15 protein-coding genes and 1 pseudogene are annotated in these 18,109 nt (G+C 75.0%); 6 read left to right on the top strand and 10 right to left on the bottom strand.

Translation table 11 applies throughout. From position 1 onward, the window contains the following. Nucleotides 1-17 precede the first annotated feature (17 nt). The 3 genes from ACIBCA_RS04705 to ACIBCA_RS04695 all read left to right on the top strand — a co-directional run bounded on the left by ACIBCA_RS04705 (nucleotide 18) and on the right by ACIBCA_RS04695 (nucleotide 3,524). Nucleotides 18-1,037: a LuxR C-terminal-related transcriptional regulator gene (locus tag ACIBCA_RS04705; protein WP_396281367.1), complete on the top strand. Its 1,020-nt coding sequence runs from the start codon at nucleotides 18-20 to the stop codon at nucleotides 1,035-1,037. Nucleotides 1,038-1,124: 87 nt separating this feature from the next. After that, complete coding sequence (locus tag ACIBCA_RS04700) at nucleotides 1,125-1,613, top strand: hypothetical protein (protein WP_396281366.1); 489 nt, start codon at nucleotides 1,125-1,127, stop codon at nucleotides 1,611-1,613. Between the two features lie 30 nt (nucleotides 1,614-1,643). Further along, the gene (locus ACIBCA_RS04695) at nucleotides 1,644-3,524 is read left to right on the top strand and encodes a YcaO-like family protein (RefSeq protein WP_396281365.1); all 1,881 of its coding nucleotides are present in this window, start codon (nucleotides 1,644-1,646) and stop codon (nucleotides 3,522-3,524) included. 159 nt (nucleotides 3,525-3,683) lie between these two features. On the opposite strand, the gene ACIBCA_RS04690 is transcribed toward ACIBCA_RS04695, so the two are convergent. Further along, a complete protein-coding gene (locus ACIBCA_RS04690; protein WP_396281364.1) occupies nucleotides 3,684-4,451 on the bottom strand; it encodes an Lrp/AsnC family transcriptional regulator in 768 nt (255 codons plus the stop codon). 47 nt (nucleotides 4,452-4,498) lie between these two features. Here ACIBCA_RS04690 and ACIBCA_RS04685 point away from each other — a divergent pair, with 47 nt between their 5' ends. Further along, a complete protein-coding gene (locus ACIBCA_RS04685; protein ID WP_396281363.1) occupies nucleotides 4,499-5,065 on the top strand; it encodes a zinc-binding dehydrogenase in 567 nt (188 codons plus the stop codon). Here ACIBCA_RS04685 and ACIBCA_RS04680 read toward each other — a convergent pair. Together ACIBCA_RS04680 and ACIBCA_RS04675 are read right to left on the bottom strand one after the other, a co-directional pair. Then, nucleotides 5,013-5,600 (bottom strand): protoglobin domain-containing protein, encoded by a 588-nt coding sequence (locus tag ACIBCA_RS04680; protein ID WP_396281362.1) that lies wholly within the window; start codon nucleotides 5,598-5,600, stop codon nucleotides 5,013-5,015. The two genes, ACIBCA_RS04685 and ACIBCA_RS04680, sit on opposite strands and share 53 nt — an antisense overlap. A 139-nt stretch (nucleotides 5,601-5,739) precedes the next feature. Further along, on the bottom strand, nucleotides 5,740-6,426 hold the full coding sequence (locus ACIBCA_RS04675; RefSeq protein ID WP_396281361.1) for a MarR family winged helix-turn-helix transcriptional regulator: 687 nt from the start codon (nucleotides 6,424-6,426) through the stop codon (nucleotides 5,740-5,742). Nucleotides 6,427-6,515: 89 nt separating this feature from the next. On the opposite strand from ACIBCA_RS04675, the gene ACIBCA_RS04670 reads away from it, so the two are divergent. Further along, a complete protein-coding gene (locus ACIBCA_RS04670; protein WP_396281360.1) occupies nucleotides 6,516-8,117 on the top strand; it encodes a serine/threonine-protein kinase in 1,602 nt (533 codons plus the stop codon). An 11-nt stretch (nucleotides 8,118-8,128) separates the two neighbouring features. Here the strand turns inward: ACIBCA_RS04670 and ACIBCA_RS04665 are convergent, their stop codons facing one another. The 7 genes and pseudogenes from ACIBCA_RS04665 to ACIBCA_RS04635 all read right to left on the bottom strand — a co-directional run. Further along, entirely contained in the window at nucleotides 8,129-9,364 is a 1,236-nt protein-coding gene (locus ACIBCA_RS04665; protein WP_396281796.1) for a DUF4132 domain-containing protein, read from the bottom strand. Between the two features lie 356 nt (nucleotides 9,365-9,720). Continuing rightward, nucleotides 9,721-10,593 (bottom strand): hypothetical protein, encoded by an 873-nt coding sequence (locus ACIBCA_RS04660; protein ID WP_396281359.1) that lies wholly within the window; start codon nucleotides 10,591-10,593, stop codon nucleotides 9,721-9,723. 113 nt (nucleotides 10,594-10,706) lie between these two features. Then, on the bottom strand, nucleotides 10,707-11,708 hold the full coding sequence (locus ACIBCA_RS04655) for a helix-turn-helix domain-containing protein (protein ID WP_396281358.1): 1,002 nt from the start codon (nucleotides 11,706-11,708) through the stop codon (nucleotides 10,707-10,709). 62 nt (nucleotides 11,709-11,770) lie between these two features. Further along, the gene (locus ACIBCA_RS04650; RefSeq protein ID WP_396281357.1) at nucleotides 11,771-12,769 is read right to left on the bottom strand and encodes an alpha/beta hydrolase; all 999 of its coding nucleotides are present in this window, start codon (nucleotides 12,767-12,769) and stop codon (nucleotides 11,771-11,773) included. A 44-nt stretch (nucleotides 12,770-12,813) separates the two neighbouring features. Then, nucleotides 12,814-13,791 carry a helix-turn-helix domain-containing protein gene (locus ACIBCA_RS04645; protein WP_396281356.1) on the bottom strand — a complete coding sequence of 326 codons (978 nt, stop codon included), beginning with the start codon at nucleotides 13,789-13,791 and terminating at the stop codon, nucleotides 12,814-12,816. A gap of 96 nt (nucleotides 13,792-13,887) precedes the next feature. Continuing rightward, on the bottom strand, nucleotides 13,888-16,635 hold the full coding sequence (locus ACIBCA_RS04640) for a BREX system ATP-binding domain-containing protein (RefSeq protein ID WP_396281355.1): 2,748 nt from the start codon (nucleotides 16,633-16,635) through the stop codon (nucleotides 13,888-13,890). 148 nt (nucleotides 16,636-16,783) lie between these two features. After that, nucleotides 16,784-17,641 (bottom strand): annotated as a pseudogene (locus ACIBCA_RS04635) (amidohydrolase family protein); the annotation flags it as partial. 75 nt (nucleotides 17,642-17,716) lie between these two features. Here ACIBCA_RS04635 and ACIBCA_RS04630 point away from each other — a divergent pair. Beyond that, nucleotides 17,717-17,953 carry a hypothetical protein gene (locus tag ACIBCA_RS04630; protein WP_396281354.1) on the top strand — a complete coding sequence of 79 codons (237 nt, stop codon included), beginning with the start codon at nucleotides 17,717-17,719 and terminating at the stop codon, nucleotides 17,951-17,953. Nucleotides 17,954-18,109 lie beyond the last annotated feature (156 nt).

Below are 18,109 nucleotides of genomic sequence, written 5' to 3'. Positions count from 1 at the left end.
GGGAGTGGGGGAGAAAGATGGACAACCTCACCGAAAACCTCACGAGCGCGCGGCCGTCGGCCGACCCCGTCGACCGGCAGGTGTACGCGTGGGTGCTGGACCACCGCCGCACCGCCGTCAAGGAGTTCGCCCACGACCTGGGCCTCCCCGTCGACCGGGCCCGGGCCTCGCTGGAACGGCTGGTCGCGCTGCGCCTCGTCTTCCTGGACCCCGACGATCCGGACGCGGGCTACGCCGTCGCCCCCGAACTCGCCGTCACCGAACTCGCCGCCCCGGTGGAGGCCCGGATCAGGGCCGAACAGGAGCGACTCGCCCGCACCCGGGCCCTGCTGGCCGACTTCGCGCCCGTCTACCGGAGCAGCTGCGGGGCGGGCTGCCCCGGCAGCGGCGTCCAGGTCATCGCCAGCCTGCCCGAGGTCCGCTCCGCCCTCAACCGCGCCTCCGACGACTGCACCCTCGAAGTCCTGGCCAGCCAGCCCGGCGGCGGCAACCGCGTCCCCTCGGCCATGGAGGAGGCGCTGGTGCGCGACCGCGCCCTGCTCGGCCGGGGCGTCCGGATGCGCACCCTCTACCACCACACCGCCCGGTTCAACGGCCCCAGCCAGGCGTACGTGGCCGCCGCCTCCCGCCTCGGCGGCCAGTACCGCACCGCCCACCAGCTCTTCGGCCGGCTCATCGTCTTCGACCGCGAACTGGCCTTCGTCCCCGTGCAGGACGGCTCCTCCGGCGCGGTGGCGATCCGCGAGCCCTCGCTGGTGGCGTACCTGTGCGAGCTCTTCGAGCACACCTGGGCCGCGGCCCGCCCGTTCGCCGACGCGGCCGACGACGGGCTGGAGCAGGTCGCCCAGGAACTCGACGAGACGATCCTCGAACTGCTCGCCGCCGGGATCAAGGACGAGACCATCGCCCGACGGCTCGGCATGTCGCTGCGCACCACGCGCCGCCACATCGCCGACATCATGCAGCAGTTGAACGCCGAGAGCCGCTTCCAGGCGGGCGTGGCGGCCGTACGGGCCGGGCTGCTCCCGGAGGAGTGACCGGAAATACGTGACTGGCCCGCCCCCCGACGCGCGCCCACCATGACTCCCACGGACACGATCCGGGAGACGTGAGGAGGGCACCCGATGCAGTGGGGCGAAACCGGTGAACAGCCGGAGGACGGTCACTACCTGCGCGAGATCGCGGGCTTCCTCGCCGAGCGCCACCGCGTCCAGCGGCCCGCCGTGCTCTGGCCGCAGAGCGAACCGCCAGGGCTGCGGGGGGACTTCGACGCCCATCTGAGCCTCCTGGGGCGTGAGTTGGCGATCCTGCTGGAGCAGGTGGTGGCCGCCGGGCCGCCCTGCCACGGCCCCTCCGTCACCGCCTCATCCACTGCTAGCACTGCCGGCGCCACCGACCTAGAAACGGTGGTCGAGACCGACACCAGCACCCTCCTCCTCCAGGGCGCCGGCGCGGTCGGCATCGCCCTGCGGCTCCCCCACGGCCACGTCCAGGACCGGCGGATCCGGCTGCGCACCGGCGAGTTGCTCTACCTGCCCCCGGGCGCCCGCTGCACCGTCACCGGCACGGCCGACGCCCGCTACGGCATGCTCTCCGTCCCCTCCCAGCGCTGACCACGGGAACGAGAGGAACACGGGACCGCGATGACCACGACGCCCACCACAACGGCCACCACAACGGCCACCACGACGCCCACGACCGCCTACGACCGGATCGCCGACACCCGGCCCCGCCTGCGCCTGGATGTCCTCTTCACCGAGACGGCGGACGGCGTCCTCTTCCACAACGCCAGGAGCGGCTTCACCCTCACCGGCCCCTCCGCCCACCACTTCGCCACCCTCACCGCCCCCCTCCTGGACGGCGCCACCACCGTCGCCGAGCTCACCCGGGACCTCCGCCCCGCCCAACGCGCCCTGCTGGTACGGCTGGTGAGGACCCTGTACGAGCACGGGCTCGCCCAGGACGCCACGCCCGCCGACGCCCCGGAGGCCCCCGCCCCGCCCTCCACCCCTGGCCACGAAGCCGGCTGCTTCCAGCGCTTCCGCACCACCCCGGTGGCCGTCCTCGGCGACGGCCCGCTCGCCCGCTCCTGCGCCCTGGGCCTCATCCGCAGCGGCTGCTCCGACCTCGCCGTCACCGACGGCCCCGGACTCACCGAACTCCTCACCGAGGCACGTGAGTTGACCGAGGCAGGCTGCCCCGTGACCGTCACCGGACTGAGCGCCGCCACCGAACCCGGCTGGCCCGACCTCGAGCGCTACCCCACCGTGGTGGCCGCCGGCACCACCAGGATCGCCCGACTCCTCGCCGAGGGCGTCCCCGAAGGCCAAACCCTCCTCCCTGCCTGGGACTTCGGCCGCAGCGCCACGATCAGCCCGCTGGCCGCACCCGGCGCGAACTGCTGCTGGGGCTGCGCGATCAACGCCCCCCGGACGCCCGAACCCGCGCCCTGGACCGGGCCGATGGCCGCCATGCTGGGCAACCGCCTCGGCTTCGACCTGCCCCACCCCGTCGCCCGCAGCGCCCGTCCGGCCGTCTTCACGCCCCTCCCCGACGAGCACGCCGCCCAGAACCCGCTCAAGGTCGGCACCGTCGCCGTCGACCTCGGGGACGGCCGGCGCCGTCTGATCTCCGCCTTCGACCTCCACCACACCGCCGCCGCCCGGCAGCGCGCCCTGCTACGGGCCGCCGAGGTGTACGCCGCCCGGGCCGTCCCCGTCACCCCGGCCCCCTCGGACGCCCCCTGGCCCACCGTCGCCCCGGCCCGGCTCTCCACCGGCAGCGGCGTCCCCACCGAGGCCATCACCGCCTGGGCCCCGGCCATCTCCCTCCTCGACGGCCGCACCCACCGCGTCCCCGTCGCCGCCCTGCGCCCCTTCGGCCCGTACAACCGGGAACGCCTCTTCGAACCCACCCCCGCCGGCCTCGGCGCCGGCTCCACCCACACCGAAGCCGTCCGCCGGGGCCTCCTCACCGCCCTCGCCCACGACGAACTGCGCAAAGCCCTCCGCCGCGCCACCCCCGTCACCCGGATCACCCCCGAGGAGTTCGCCGACGACACCGAACTGACCGCCCTCGCCCACGCCGCCCAACACCTCGGCGTCGCCCCCGAACTCCTCGAACTCGGCACCCCCGACCACCGCCCCGCCCCCGTGGTCCTCGCCCGCCACCCCGACCCCCTCACCGGCACCTGGCTCTGGTCCGCGGCCGCCGCCCCCCGCCGCCGCGACGCCGCCCTCGAAGCCCTCCGCGAACTCCTCGGCCGACGCCAACTCACCCCCACCACCACCCCCGACCCCGGAGACCCCCTCCTCCCCCACCCCACCCCCACCACCCTCACCCCCACACCCCGCCTCACCACCCCCACCGACCCCTCACCCCCCACCTGGCCCGCCCTCCTCACCCACCTCCACGCCACCGGCCGCAACATCCTCATCACCCCCATCGACACCCCCGCCCTCCGCACCACCAACCTCACCGCCGCCCACGTCCTCCTCACCTGCGCCCCCACCCCGTCGACCTGACCGCCGCACGCGCCGAGACCGGCGGCACCCACCCACGCCCCGGGCGGCACGGCCACCCGGCCGAGCCGGCCGCCCGTACGGCGAACTCGCCTCACTCACGGTGGAGTTACGCGAGGCCGCCCCTCCATTCCGTTCGAGCCGAGGGCTCCAGGAACGGGCTCAGCGGGGTGCGGCCGGGCCGGTGCGTTTGACGGTGCGGAGGATCGGGGTGGTGCGGAGGGTGTGGATGCCGGGGAGGGGGGCGATGCGGTCGGCGAGGTAGGTGAAGCAGGCGTCGGGGTCGGGGGTCACGGCGGAGGCCAGGATGTTGGTGGGGCCGGTCGTCGCGGCGGTGAAGGCGGTCTCCTCGTGGGAGGCGAGGGCCGTGCACACGGTGGTGAGATGGGCGGGTTCGACGGTGAGCCAGAGCAGGGCGGTGAAGCCGAGGCCCAGCGCCCGCTGGTCGACGTCCAGGTCGAGGACGAGGAGGCCCGACGTGCGCAGCGCCGTGATCCGGCAGCGGACGGTGGATTCGTCCCGGCCGGTGGCGCGGGCGAGGGCGGCGGGCGTGGCGCGGCCGTCGAGGGCGAGTTCGGCGAGCAGGATGCGGTCGGTGGCGTCCAGGGCGCTCGCCGACGGGGCCACGGGCGGCGGTTCGAGGGCGCGGACCTGGTCGGCGGTCAGGACGGAGGCGACGGGCTGCCAGTCCGGGCCGCCGCCCTTGAAGGACCGCAGCACGCAGTGCGCGGAGATCGCGGTGACCGGGCGGGTGGCCGGGAGCCGGTCCAGCAGCAGGGCTTCGCGGTCGGCGTCGTCGCCGTGCACGGTGCACAGCACCTCCGTGCCGCCGGAGGCGATCCGCACCCACTGGGTGTCCTCGCGCCTGGCCAGCGCCTCCGCCACGGCGACGGACGCGCCCGGCGCGCACTCCAGCCGGACCACCCACATGGTGCGCCCGAACCGCCCCGGGGCCGGGCCCCCGAGCCGGACGGGTCGTGGGCAGCGCCGGTTCGAGGGAGCGGGCGGAGCGTCTGGTCGCCGGGTTCGGCTACGACGCGGTGGCCGTGCGCGGCGCCGGTCCGTTCGCCGAGCAGCTGGCCGAGGCCGCCCCCGGCGGGCTGGACGTCGTCGTCGACAACGTCGGCGGCGAGCAGCTCGCGGCCGCCGTGGCGCTCGCCAACCCGGGCGCCCGGATCCTCGTCCTGGGCGCCCTGTCCGGCCAGTTGGCCGCCCACGGGACGGGCCGCACGGCCCCGGTCGAGCTCGACTCCTTCCCGCTGCTGCTGAAGAAGCTCAGCCTGCGCGGCTACAGCGCGGACGACGACCCGGACGCGGAAGCCGAGTGGTACGAGCACTGCGCGCGGTGGCGGGCGAGCGGCACCGTCGACGTACCGCTCGCCCGTGTGCGGGGCCTCGAGAACGCCCCGCAGGCCCTGGCCGACACGATCGCCGGACGCCACCTGGGCACCGTGATCGTCGAACTCCAAGGACCGACCCCCGCCCCTGCGCCTACCAGGCCGCCCCGGCGTAGGGGCGGGCCCAGAGCGCGACCTGCAGCGTGACGGCCTTGAACCACGCCTGGTGCATCGCCTCGACCTCCTCCTCCGCGTGCCCCTTGGCGGCGAGGAACGGCCGCATGGTCGCGGTGATCGGGTAGATGAACGCGATCAGGTAGCGCAGCGGCACGTGCGGGACGGACCGGACGCCGTCGGTGGCGTTCTTCTTCGCCGAGGTGTGGCGCAGCGCGATCTCCTCCTGCTGGGCGAGCCAGCGGGCGTCGTACGGGCGGGTGCAGGTGTCGGTGATCCACTGGCCGAACCGGCGGCGCACACCGGCCAGGTAGGCGTCGACGGGCACGCCCTCGGGGGTGGAGAAGTAGGCGAGCAGGTGCGGGTGGGAGCCGACGAAGCCGTACCAGACGTCGAGGATCTGCTCGGTCTGGTCCGCCAGGACCTCGCCGGCCAGCTTGAGTGCGGCGACGTCGGTGTCGGAGAACAGGGTCGCCGCGGTGAGTCCCTCCAAGTCACCTGCGGTGACCGGGGATTCGGGCAGGTGGGGGTCGTCGTAGCGGTAGCCGGGAATGGGCGCGTGCGTCATGGCCGTCCTCGAATCCTTGAGCCCGTGGACTCTGCGAGCGGACTCCGAATTAGGAGTCCTAACTATCTTGACGCTACCGATCGACCCACCGGTCACGCAAGGGCCGACCGGCCTCCGGCCCGCCGGACTTGACGAGAGGTCAGCGCGAGGCCGGCTCGTGCTCCGGGCAGTCCACCCGCAGATCGGCGGCGGCGAGCGGGGCCTCCAGCAGCCCGCACCACTCGCCCGCCCGCCCGTCCGGAGCCTCCTGCCGCAGGAAACGGCAGGTCAGACAGGTACGCGCGACCGTGATGCGCCCCGTACGGTTCAGCGAGGCGACGGCCTCCAGCAGCACCCGCAGCGCGACCGCCCGCTCCTGCGGCGAGCAGGCGGACAGGCCCGCGGCGAGCGGGTCCCGCCACCCGTGCAGCCGCTCGGCGGCCTCCCGGCCCGGGCCCGTCGGCACCCAGGAGGAACGCCGGGTGTCGGTGACGTCCGGCACGGCCTCCAGCAGCCCCTTGCGCACCAGCGCGGCGGCCGCGTCGCTGACCGTCGGCGCGGAGACCTCCAGCCAGCGCGCGAAACTGCCGGTGCTCTGCGGCCCGGCGCTCGGCGTGGTCACCCGCAGCAGCAGCTGCGCCTGGGTGACGGAGAGCCCCTCCCGCTTGGCCGCGTCGCGCAGCATCGCCCGCCCGGCGTCCCCGAGCCGCTCGACGGCGTCGACCAGCCGGGCGTCCAGACCGTCGGACGCGGCGCCGGACGCGCCGGACACGCCGGACCCACCGGACGCACCGGAGGTGCCGGACGTGCCCAACTCCCGCTCCACAGCCCCACTCTCGGCCGCCACCAGGACCCCTTCCCGCCGGTGCGTCGACGAACGGAACCCCCGGCGACCCCCCAGTCTAGGCGGGCCCCGCTGCCCCTACGATGACCGTCATGAACACAGGGGGGACCGGGGTCTCGCTCATCGACGGCCGGTTCGAGCTGCTGGAGCGGCTCGGCGGCGGAGGCATGGGGCTGGTGTGGCGGGCGCGCGACACCGCGCTGCACCGCGAGGTGGCGCTGAAGGAGGTACGGCCTCCCGACCCGGCGCTGCTCGACGGGGACCCGAGGGCCGCGCAGGTCGTCCGCGAACGGGTGCTGCGCGAGGCCCGGTCGCTGGCCCGGCTCAACCACCCCAACGTGGTCACCATCCACCACATCGTCGACCTGCCCCAACTCCCCCACCCCTGGCTGGTCATGGAGCTGGTGACCGGCGGCTCCCTGCACGACCGGCTCACCTGGGGCCCGATGTCCCCGCCGGAGGCGGCCCGGCTCGGCCGGGGCGTGCTGGCGGCCCTGAGCGCCGCCCACGCGGCCGGGATCCAGCACCGCGACGTCAAACCCGGCAACGTCCTGCTGCGCCCCGACGGCACCCCGGTGCTCACCGACTTCGGCATCGCCAGCCTCGCGGAGGCGCCTAGCCTGACCACCACCGGCTCGCTCATCGGCTCGCCCGAGTACATCGCGCCCGAGCGCGTCCGGGGCGAGGAGGGCAACCCGGCCTCCGACCTCTGGTCGCTGGGCATGATGCTCTACGTCGCGGTGGAGGGCCACCACCCCCTGCGGCGCGGCACCAGCCTCGCCACGCTCGCCGCCGTGCTCGACGAACCGGTGCCCCCGCCCGTACGGTCCGGCGCCCTCGCCCCGGCCCTCACCGCCCTGCTCGTACGGGACACCGCCGCGCGCCCGGACGCGGCGCTGCTCGACCGCATGCTGGCGGCGGCCGAGGGGTACGGGCCCGGCGCCCCCTACACCCCCGACACCGTTCAGCTGTACCCGCCCGCCGACACTTCCCGCACCTCCCCCACCTCGCCGCACACCCTGGCCCACACCCTCGACGACGCCCCGCTCCGGGAACCCGCCGACGAACCGACGCCCGAACCGATACCCGAGCCGACGTCCGAACCGGCCCGCCCCGCCCGCTGGCGGATCGCGATGCGCTCCGGCTCCGCCCTCCTGGTCGCGGCGGCGATGCTGACGATCGGCCTCACCGTCCAGCACTTCGCCGCACAGCAGGGCAACGGCGCCGGCGAGACCCCCGCCTACCCGGGCCTGCTCACCCCGGACGGCGTGCGCGGCGTCATCCAGTCCATGAGCCCGTCGATGCGGGGCACGACCGTCCTGGAGTTCACCCTCCAGCAGGGCTACGGCTCCGCCACCGTCCCGACCGCCGCGAACCCGAACCTCTACGACAGCTTCGAGTACCGCAACGGCAAGACCTCGCCCGGCAGCCGGTCCGGCACCGTGGTGTTCCGCGAGAAGCCGGTGGACCTGAAGACCGTCAACTGGGACGCCCTCCCCGCCCTCCTCCAGCGCGCCGACGCGGAGCTCGGCATCACCAAGCCCACCAGCCACTACATCATCGTCCGCAACGCCCCGGGCATGGCCGACGCCGGGCCGACCCTGCTGGTCTACGTCACCGACTCCTACGGCGGCGCCTATCTGGTGTCCGACCTCAGCGGCAACGTCACGAAGACCTACCCGCGCAGCAAGTAACCGTCACCGCCTCAGAGTTGGCTCAGGATCGTCGGATCCGTGATCTTCGTATCCTCGGCCAGCAACATCGCCTTGCTGAGGATCACGGCGAGCATCCGGTCTCCCTCGAAGGGCAGGTATCCCGTCTCCAGGGCCGTGGCCGACTTCGGGACGATGCACAGGTACTGGTCGTTCGGCGTCATCAGGATGTTCCCCGAGCCGAGGTGGATCCTGTACGTGTGGCGCTCGCCCTTCACATGCAGGAAACGGCCCTCCAGCGTGCAGCGGTCGGCGATGGCCAGCCGGGGCACGAGCCGCTCCAGCAGCGCCCGGCGCGTCTCGGCGCCCTGGTTCAACTCCCCGAAGCCGTACGCGTTCCAGTACTCGCGGTAGCGCCCGTCGGGGCCGCCGTCCTGCCAGGTCGGGTCGTTGCCGACGCTGGCCACGCCCACGAACAGGTCGACGTCGCGCAGGACTTCGGACAGCACCAGCGGCGGCACCTCGGCGACCGGGACGGGCTCCACCGGCGCGGCACCGGAGGCCGTCGCCATGGCGTACTCGCCGCCGTAGCAGTCCGCCCAGTTCTGCGGCGCGTCGATCGGGTAGAAGCGGACCTGGTCGGTGCGCAGCCGCAGGAAGCTCCCGGATTCGGTGGTGTCGGCCGTGTAGTCGTGTCCGTCCCCGTGGATCCAGTACTCGGCCCGCAGCCCCCACCGCGGCAGCTCGCGGGTGGCCGGCGGCGCGGCGTCGTCGACCATCAACCGCAGCGTGTTGCGCCAACCCCTCAGCCCTGCCAGCGCGTTGAACTGGTGCTGACGCAGGACGTGCGCGGCGAAGCGGTTGGAGTACGTGCCCGTCGCCCGCTCGGCGTCGGTCAGCAGGTACACCTCGCGGTGGGCCTGCTTGAACGGCTGGGTGATCGCGTGCCGCTCCAGCCAGTCCCGCCAGGCCACGACCTCGGCCGGCTCGCGCCCCACCGGGTGCCAGAGCCGGACTTCGCCGCCCGCGCGCACCGCGTCGCCCGCGAGCGTGCGCAGCTCACCCTCCGCGAACCCGACCGCCGTGCCGTCCACCGTCCACAGCAGCCGCCGGGCCAGCGTGCCCACCAGCGGGTGGTCGAGGTACCGCTCCCGCCAAGCGCCGTACGCCCAGGACCGGTCGGCGAGGAACTGGCGGTCCAGCCGGTCGCTCTGCGCGGAGAGCATCTTGTCGACGTCCTTGACCACCGCCTTCAGCTCCTTGAGCTCCTCGGCGTGGTCGCGCTTCACCGCCGCCGGCACGCTCTTGACGGCCTTGCCCGCCGAGCTCCGCCAGCCGAGCACCGCCTTGACGCCGCGCACCTCCACCACGGCCGTCACCTCGCCCAGTTGACGCTCGAAGCGCCCGACCTCCGTCAACCCGTAACCGGGCACGGCCAGTTCCTCGATCTCCTCGCGCGACAGCCCGAGCGCCTCCGCCCGGGAGTCCAGCACCGACTCGATCAGCCTGAGCGTCGGCTTGTACGTCACCCGGCTTGCCAGCCGGGCGAGTTCGGCGAGCACCGCATCGCCGTCGAGGCGCGCGAGAGCGCCCACGGCCGCGTTGGCGACCTTCACGCTGCGCGGACCGATCCCGGGGACCTTCCTCAGCGCGCTCTCGACCAGCGCACCGAGCGCGCGTGCCGTGTCCGGACGGGCGGGCAGCAGCCCGAGCACCCACACCAGCCCGCGCAGCGCCGTGGCGTTGTACGCGTCGTAGAGGGCGTTGACGTCGTCCTCCCACTCCCGGGGCTCCAACGCGAAGGTCCGCCGCCCGACGAGCCCGAGCCAGGACACCACCGCGCCCGCACCTCGTCCTCGCCCAACGGCTCCACCAGGGCGAGCGCCTGCTGCTCCCACCGCCGGGTCGGCTTGGAGGCCGTCGCCGTCACCGCGTGCCGCAGCAACGCCTCCCAGGCGGGCACCCCCTCCGTCTCGCGCATCGCCCGCTCGGCCCACTCCTCACCGACGTCGAGCACCGGCTCGGTCGACTTCCGCACGATCTCGAGAACCTGGTCCCCGCAGTAGCCGTCCATCGCCGAGCGCCGGAACACGGCCACCACCCCGGGCGAGAGGGTGCCACCCGCCGCGATCTCCGTCTCCGCCAGGTCGACGAACCGCCGGTCGTCCCACAGCGTGTGCCACCGCGCGACGTCCTCCAGCTCCGCCCGCCGCCGCGCCGCGTTCCGGCCGGGCAGTGTCTGCTCCACCACGGCCACCAGACTCAGGGCGTTCCCCCGCGCGACCGCGTCCGCCCCCTCCCCGGGTACCCGCGCCTCCAGCGCATCCGCGAGCGCGTCCCGCACCCCCTGGGGCACCTCACGCACCCCGGCGAGCACGACCTCCCACTGCGCCGTCCAACTCCCCTCGTGCCCGGCCACCAGCTCCATCAGCTCCCCGGCGACCCGCTCCACCTCCCCCGGCTCCGCCGCCGCCCACCGCAGCAACTCCCCGACCCGCCGCACATCCAGCACCGTCATCCCCTCACCCTCGCCACGATCCCCACCACCGACATCCCCGGACCCTACGACCCCCCGCCGACACCCGACGCCCGGGGGTAACAGCCCCGCCGTCGTGGCCGGCGGCGGCTTCGTCATCGGCCCGGTCGGCCGAGCCCGCGGAGCAGTGGGGGCTCGCCGGCTCCGGTGCTGGCGGAGGCCTGCCAGTCGCGGGGGGAGGTGCCGTAGGCGGCGCGGAAGGTGCGGCTGAAGTGGCTGGGGCTGACGAAGCCCCAGCGGGTGGCGACGGCGGCCACGCTCGGCCGGTTCGGGGTAGGGCGGGCGAGGTCGCGGCGGGCCATGTCCAGGCGGTGGCGCTGGATCCAGCGGGCCACGGTGACGCCCTCGTAGCGGAAGAGTTTGTGCAGGTGGCGCACGGAGACGTAGTGGGCGGCCGCGATCCGTTCCGGGGAGAGGTCGGGGTCGCCCAGGTGGCGCAGGATGTGGTCCTTCACCCGCGCCAGGGTGGCCAGGGCGGCCTCGGGTGCCTCGGGGACGGAGCAGCCGCGGCGCTCGTGGGCGAGGACCGCGAGCAGGTCGAGGGCCGTGACGGCGAGCCAGGAGGCCAGGGCGGGTTCCATCGACGCGGCCGCCCGGGACAGGCATTCCAGGTATCCGGCGACCAGGCGGGCGGTGTCGTCGCGGGTGGAGAAGGGCGTGGCGGTGAGGACCCGCAGGTCCTCCTCGGTGAGGCCGCCGGCGGTGCGCGGCCAGTGGAAGGCGGTGAAGAGGAAGGGCTCCGGGAGCTCCTTGGCGAACGGCCGGCCGGCGTCGGAGATCGCGAACGTGCCGGGGCCCAGCTCCACCTGGTGGCCGTCCTGGCTGAGTCGGGCGGTGCCGCGGTGCTGGAGGGCCAGGGTGAGGTGGTCCTCGCCGCCGCGGGCGATCAGGCCGGCGCTGCGCTCGACGCGCTGCGGGCCGGCCTGCACGAGGGAGACCTGCACGGCGCCCAGGCTGTGACTGGTGATCGTCGCGGGGGCGGGGGCGTCACCGAGCAGGGTCACGTCCAGCGGGATGAAGGTGTGGGAGACGGCCTCGTGCCAGTACTCGGCGCGGTCCGCGGACGGTACCCGGGCGGTGTCGAGAACGACGGGCATCGGTGCTCCTGGTGGAAGGGTCGGCCGGACGGTGACGGAGGGTGGGGCGGCGACGGGTGGGGTCACCAGGACCGGCCGTGCAGGGCGACGTGCACGGTGTCGACGATCTGGATCAGCGCCGCGCGGGACGTGCCGGTGGGGCGGCTCGAGCCGAGGAGCAGGAAGCCGTGGACGGCGCCCTGGTAGCGCATCGCCACCACCGGCACCGCCGCCGCCCGGAGCCTGGCCGCGTACGCCTCGCCCTCGTCCCGCAGCACGTCGGCCTCGGCGGTGACGACGAGTGCCGCCGGCAGCCCGGAGAGCTGCTCCAGGGTGGCGCGCAGCGGCGCGGCGGTGGCCTCCCTGCGGCGGTGCGGATCGGGCAGGTAGTCATCCCAGAACCGGCGCATGTGGTCGCGGTGCAGGAAGTAGCCGGTGGCGAACCGGTGGTAGGAGGGCGTGTCGAAGTCGGCGTCGGTGACGGGGCACAGCAGCACCTGGTGGACCAGTGGCAGGTCGCCGCGCTCCCGGGCCAGCAGGGTCAGCGCGGCCACCAGGTTGGCCCCCGCGGAGTCGCCGACGGCGGCGATCCGCCGCCCGTCCAGTCCGATCTCGGCGCCGTGCGCGTGGATCCACCGGGCGACGGCGTGGCACTGCTCGACGGCCACCGGGTAGCGGACGGAGGGCGCCCGGGCGTAGTCCACGTAGACCACGGCGGCGTCGGTGCCGAGGGCGAACTCCCGGATCAGCGGGGCGTAGCAGGCGGCGTCGCCGAGCGACCAGCCGAGGCCGGGCACGAACAGCACGACGGGGCTGGGCCGGGCGGTGCCGACGGGTCTGGTGATCTGGACGCGCACCCGGCCGGTCGGGCCGCAGGGCAGGGCGAGCCATTCGATGACGGTGCCGTACGGGTCGTCCTCGTCCGGAGCGCCGCACGCCCCGGCGGCCGGAGCGCTGTCGGGGGCGAGGAGGGCGAGGTCCGGCAGTCCCGTCGCCGACCGGCCGGCTCCGGTGTCCAGGAACTCCTGGAGCGCCCGGTCGAGCACCGGGCGCCGGGCGGGCTGGGGGGTGGGGACGGACAACTCTTCGCTCCTGGCTTCGGTCGACATGCAGATCGTGTGGCTCCTCAGCCGGCTTCGTCGTGCGGGAGCGCTCGCCACTCGCGCGGCGAGACGCCGTAGGCGGCGCGGAAGGTCCGGCTGAAGTGGGCCGGGTTGACGAAGCCCCACCGCTGGGCGACGGCCGAGACCGTGGGCGTGGTGCGGCCCCGCCGCGTCAGTTCCCGGGCGCAGGCTTCCAGGCGGAGCCGCTGGACGAGGCGGCTCACCGTCACGCCCTCGCCCTCGAAGAGCCGGTGCAGGTAGCGCACGGAGATGTGGTGGGCCTCCGCGATCCGCTCGGGCGAGAGGTCGGGTTCGCCCAGGTGGCGGTCGATGTACTCCCGCACCCTGCGGACCAGGTGGTCGTTCGGCGCGCCCTGCTGCTCCGGCCCCGATGCCGGGGCCGCGGCCAGCTGGGCGATGAGGGTGCTGAACAGGTCGGCGACGCTGCCCGCCAGCCGGTCCCCGACCGGGGCGGGGTAGGAGTGCGCGGAGGCGGCGAGGTCTCCGAGGAACGGCAGGAGGACGGGTCCGCATCCCTGCGCGGGGTCGACGGCCGTCGCCGACACCTGCCGCAGGTCGCGCTCCGGGACGCCCAGCAGCCGGCGCGGCAGGTGGAACAGGTGGGTGCGGAAGCGCTCGGGGTAGTGCACGGCGTACGGGCGCGCCGTGTCGTACAGGACCAGCCCGCCCGGCGGCACCTCGGCGCGACGCCCGTCCTGCTCCAGGACGGCCCGGCCCGACACCTGCACGCCGACCCCGATCTGGGGCTCGCTCCGTGGTGCCCGCGCGATCAGCGTCGGGGTGCGGGTGAGCGTGGCCGCGTCGGCCTCCAGGGTGGAGATCCGTACGTACCCGAGTCGGTGCGACTCCAGGAGCCCGTCGAACGGCCGCCCGGTGAGCGGGCGCATCTCCAGGGGCACCAGGGTCCGCGACACCGCCCCGCTCCAGAAGGCCGCCTTCTCACCGTCGGCGACCGACGCCGTCGTCACCCGCAAGCCCACCTGACCGTCCCCCGTTCCACCGAGTCCCGCACGATCTCAGCCTGGAGCGCGGGCCCGGCGGGCCGGTAGGTCATCTGACTGTCGTGTTGGGACGGGTCATAGGCCGTCGAGGGCGTGGGCGAGCGCGGCCCGCGTGGTGATGCCGAGCTTCGGGAAGATCTTGTAGAGGTGCGCCCCGACCGTACGGGGCGACAGCTGGAGCCGCCGGCCGATCTCCTTGTTGGTCAGACCGGTCGCGGCGAGCCGGGCGATGCGCAGTTCCTGGCCGGTCAGGCCGGACGGGCCCGCGCCGGACAAGCCGTCCTGGGACCGGGTCGCGGAGTCCCCCGCGGCGCGCAGCTCCTCCTCGCACTGGGCCGCCCAGGGCGCGGCCCGGAGGCGGCGGAACACGTGGTGGGCCGTGCGCAGCGCGTCCCTGGCCCCGGGCCGGTGGCGTCGGCGCAGCCGGGCGCCGTGGGCGAGGCGCAGCCGCGCGAGGTCGAAGGCCCACTGCTCGGCACCGGGCACGGCGTACGCGGCGCGGAAGGCGGCGTCGGCCTCCTCGTCGTCCGCGGCCAGGGCGGTGGCGGCCGCGCAGAGGAAGGCGTGGCGGCCGGAGATCTCCGCCGAGCGGGCCGCCTTCCCGGCCGCGAGGTGGGCCCGCGCCTCCTCGTGCCGGCCGGTGTGCACGGCGGCCGTCACCAGGTCGAGGACCAGCGCGTGCCGCCAGGGCGGGCCGCCGGGCAGGCGCCCGGGCGGGGTGAGTTCGCAGAAGTGGGCATACGCGTCCTCGTAGCGCCGGTGGGCGAGCGCGGCCAGTCCGCGCAGATGGGTCAGGCGGTCGAGGACGTAGCGCATCCGGGCGTGGGTCGCGACCGGTCTGATGAGCCGGTCGATCTCCGCCAGCCCGGTCTCGTCGCCCCGGCCGGCCAGGAAGTGGGCGTAGTACTGGCGGAACATCAGGCCGTTGGTGTGGTAGCCGAGCTCGTCCGCGATCTCGGCCTCGCGCAGGCAGACGTCCGCCCTGTCCCAGTGTCCGAGCAGGTAGTCCTGGTGGGCCCTGGCCTTGGCGACCGAGCCCTGGGTGGCGTAGCCGTGCAGTCCGGTGAACCGCTGCCACAGGTCGCCCTCGGGGCAGTCGAGCGCCGAGGCGGACCACAGCAGGAGCCAGGCCGCGCCGGCCTCCTGCTCCTCCGTCATGCCCTCGGCCGCCGCCACCAGGGCGGCGGCCACCTCCGGGCCGGGGTCGGTCCAGGCCCGCAGGCACAGCCGGCCCGCCTCGGACACCTGCTCCCGGTGCCGTTCGAGGGCGCGCCAGGCCCAGGGGTCGTCCGTGTACGTGGCGGCCAGGAGCAGCTTGAAGTACGCCTGCTCGACCAGTCCGCCGAAGGTCTCGGCGCCCGGCGCGGTGAGCGTGTCGAGGACGGTGGGCAGCAGCGCCGCGGAGGACTCGAAGTCGACGTGGTGGCTCTGGTCGGCGTAGACCACCGCGTACGAGAACAGCGGGGCGACGTCCTGGGGGATGGCGCAGGCCTTCAGCTCCTCCACCAGGGCCGCGGTGTGGCGCAGTTGCCCGCCGCGGGCCGACATCACCGCGGCCTGGGTGAGCCTGCGGACGCGGTCGCCGGGGCCGGGGCTGAGCGTGGCGGCGCGTTCGAGCAGGAGCGCCCCCTCCGCCTCACCGCCCCTGCGGGCGAGGTCGCGGCCGGCCTCCTGGAGGCGGTGCGCGAGGTCCTCGTCGGGCAGCAGCGCGGCGGACGCCTCGTGGAGCAGACGCCTCGGGTCGTCGGGTTCGAGGGCCTCGGACAGGGCGCGGTGCGCCTCCCGGCGCTCGCTGTCGGAGGCGGCGGCGACGACGGCGGTACGGACCAGGGGGTGGCGGAACACGAGCTGCCCGGCGGGGTCGAGCCGGGCCAGCCCGTCGGCCTCGACCTGGGCCAGGATCTCCCGCGCGTTCTCGTCCGCGAGGGCGCGCAGCCACTCGCCGCTGCCGGAGTCCGGGCCGGTGGCCAGGGCGCCGAGCAGGAGGAGGCGGCCGACCTCCGGCGACACGGTTCCCAGCCGTTCGGCGAACAGGCGCTCCAGCTTCCGGCCCAGCGGCAGCCGCTCGGGCAGCGGAGCCGTTCCCCGCTGCTGGGCGGCTGCCAGTTGGCGGGGCAGTTCCACCAGCGCCAGCGGGTTCCCGGCCGCCTCGGCCAGGACGCGGTCCCGGGCGGGGGCGGCGAGTTCGGGGTAGCAGGTGCCCAACAGCAGGTCCGCGTCCGCCCGGGGCAGGGCCGGAACGTCGACGGCCTCGGCGGACCACGGCTCGGCGGCCGACCACGGTTCGGCGGCCGGCCCGTCCGGGCGGGTCGCGCCGACGATCATCACCGGCAGTTCGGCGCACCGTCGGTGCAGGAAGGCGAAGACGGTCGCGCTCGAGGAGTCGATCCAGTGCAGGTCGTCCAGGAGCAGCAGCACCGGGGCGGTTCGCGCCGCCTCCTCGAGCAGCACCAGGGCGGCCGCTCCGACGGCGAAGCCGCTGGGGCTTCCGGAGCGGACGCCGAGCGCGCTCTCCAGGGCCTCCCGCTGGTGCGCGGACAGCGCGCCGGAGCGCTGGAGGGGCGACCGGAACACCTGGTGGAGGGCGCCGAACGCGAGGTCCGTCTCCGCCTCCGTACCGATCGCGCGCAGGACGGTGAACCCGCGGTCGCGCGCCGCGCGCTCGGTCCAGGCCATCAGCGTGCTCTTGCCGACACCGGCCTCACCGCGCAGCAGCACGGTGACTCCGCTGGCGTCCTCCTCGACCTGGGCGAGAGCCGCGGACAGCCGTTCCGTCTCCCGCTGCCGTCCGACCAGGACCGGAAAACGCCCGCCCTCCGCCACCGGTTCCGCTCCCTCGGGTCTGATCGCCCGCTGCCCGGGCACCCAAGGTTACCGCCGACCGAAACCGCTGGTCACACCCCCTGGACGCCCCGGAACCGGGAGGCCCCGAGGCCGGGATCGGCGCCGCGTCGTCACGCGCGGTGGACGCGTTGTAGGAGGAGACCCGGGTGGCGTCGGTGCCCGCCGCGACGTTGAGGCCGCGGTCCAGCATCGCGCGCAGCGGCGGTGCCTCGGCGGCGGCGGGGGCGCCGTAACGCGAGACGAACGCCTCGCCCTGGAAGGAGAGGCGGTTCTGGACGGAGACGGCGCCGCCGAGGGCGGCGATCCGGTCGAGGCTGTCCGGGCTGACGGTCTCGGCGTGGTCGAAGAGCCAGCGGCTGCCCCGGGGGAAGAGGCCCTCGGCGGCGAGCTTCTCGAAGACGGCGAGGTCGCGGCGGATGGTCTCGTCGTAGGTGGCGTGCAGCCGGAAGCCCCAGCCGTGCTCCGTCAGGAGGCGGACGGCCTTCTCGAACTCGCTCTCGTAGGAGCCGAGTTGCGGCCTCGGCTCGGCGAAGTTCTCGAAGTCGGCGGCGGCCCAGGTGAGGTTCTCCCCCGCGCCGTTGAGGCGCAGCCACGCGTCGCCCTCCCCGGGGCGCACGGTGTCGACCCAGCGCCTGAGGTCGTCCAGTTCCTGTCCCGCGGTCTGCGGGAAGAGGTGGTAGGCGATGCGCAGGGTGAGCTGGTCCCGGCGGGCGAGCTCCATGACGGTGCCGTAGTTCTCGGGGAAGCTCTGGAATCCCCCGGCGGCGTCGATCGCGGAGGTGAGGCCGAAGCGGTTCAGCTCGCGCAGGAAGTGGCGGGTGGAGCCGATGCGGTCGGCCTCGTCCAGCGTCGGCGCCTTGGCCAGGGTGGAGTAGAGCAGCAGCGCGCCGGGGGCGGCGATCAGCAGACCGGTCGGCTCGCCGTCGTGCCCGCGGACGATCTGGCCGCCGGTGGGGTCGGGGGTTTCGCGGGTGAAGCCGGCGGCACCCAGCTCGGGGCCGGGCTGATGCTGGCGCTCGGCCTGCTCACCCCGCTGGCCGGCGCGGGCGTCATGGGGGTGATGACCGTCGCCCTCACGGTCAAGTGGCCCCACGGCCTGTGGGTGCAGCACGACGGGTACGAGTTCCCGCTCGTCCTGATCGTCATCGGCGCGGCACTGACCGCCACCGGCCCCGGCCGGTGGTCCGTCGACGGCGCCCTCGGCCTGGCGCACTGGCCGCTGTGGTGGCTGCCCGCGGCCGTCCTCGCGGGCGTGGGCGGCGGCCTGGCCACGCGCCTCGCCCTGCACCGCCGCTGAGCGGCCACAACCGAACCGGCGTGGGGGGCCGGGGGGGGGGGGGCCCCGGGGGGCCCCCCCCGGGGGGGGGGGCCGCCGCCCCCCCCCCCCCCGGCGGCGCCCCCCCCCCCCCCCCCCCCCCCCCCCCCCCCCCCGCCCCCCCCCCCCCCCCCCCCC

Origin of the sequence: Kitasatospora sp. NPDC051170 (assembly GCF_044455705.1) — a bacterium.
Classification (GTDB): Bacteria; Actinomycetota; Actinomycetes; order Streptomycetales; family Streptomycetaceae; genus Kitasatospora.
The sequence above is the reverse complement of the archived record's forward strand: the minus strand, read 5'-3'. Positions and strand labels throughout refer to the sequence as shown.